This window comes from Secundilactobacillus hailunensis (assembly GCF_005405185.1).
Classification (GTDB): domain Bacteria; phylum Bacillota; class Bacilli; order Lactobacillales; family Lactobacillaceae; genus Secundilactobacillus; species Secundilactobacillus hailunensis.
Window position 1 is genome coordinate 1 of sequence record NZ_BJDO01000111.1, and the last position, 1,195, is coordinate 1,195.

Annotated in this window: 1 protein-coding gene; it reads left to right on the plus strand. The window is 47.6% G+C overall.

Annotation, left to right across the window (positions count from 1 at the left end):
• On the plus strand, positions 1-1,195 hold a 1,195-nt coding region (locus FFM73_RS12525; RefSeq protein ID WP_373278680.1), incomplete at both ends, for a MucBP domain-containing protein.

Here is a 1,195-nt window from a genome sequence, read left to right on the forward strand (position 1 = left end):
TCCAACGACAACCGGTAAAGTTAACTACACGCCAAATGATGCCAAAGCAAATGTGACGATTCCAAGTAATCAAGGGGATCAAACGGTCCCTGATGTAACCGGTAAGACAGGGGATAAGGTCAATGTTGATGTGCCGCCAATTGAAGGGTACATACCAGATAAGACAACAGTCCCGGCCACGGTTAATCCGGATGGCACGATCACAGTTGATAATCCAACAACAACCGGTAAAGTAACGTACACACCGAATGATGCCAAGGCAAATGTCACAATTCCAAGTAACCAAGGTGACCAAACGGTCCCTGATATTACTGGTAAGACGGGTGAGCATGTTGATGTTGATGTGCCGCCAATTGAAGGGTACACACCAGATAAGACAACAGTCCCGGCCACGGTTAATCCGGATGGCACGATCACAGTTGATAATCCAACGACAACCGGTAAAGTTAACTACACGCCAAATGATGCCAAAGCAAATGTGACGATTCCAAGTAATCAAGGGGATCAAACGGTCCCTGATGTAACTGGTAAGACGGGGGATAAGGTCAATGTTGATGTGCCGCCAATTGAAGGCTATACACCAGATAAGACGACAGTCCCGGCGACAGTGAATGCCGACGGCACGATCACGGTTGATAATCCAACGACAACCGGCAAAGTTAACTACACGCCAAATGATGCCAAAGCAAACGTCACAATTCCAAGTAACCAAGGTGACCAAACGGTCCCTGATATAACAGGTAAGACGGGTGAGCATGTTGATGTAACGGTACCAGTAAAGCCGGGTTACACGGCAGATAAGACGACGGTACCAGCCACAGTGAATGCCGACGGCACGATCACAGTTGATAATCCAACAACAACGGGTAAAGTTAACTACACGCCAAATGATGCCAAAGCAAACGTCACAATTCCAAGTAACCAAGGTGACCAAACGGTCCCTGATATAACAGGTAAGACGGGTGAGCATGTTGATGTGACGGTACCAGTAAAGCCAGGTTACACGGCAGATAAGACGACGGTACCAGCCACAGTGAATGCCGACGGCACGATCACAGTTGATAATCCAACAACAACGGGTAAAGTTAACTACACGCCAAATGATGCCAAAGCAAACGTCACAATTCCAAGTAACCAAGGTGACCAAACGGTCCCTGATATAACAGGTAAGACGGGTGAGCATGTTGATGTGACG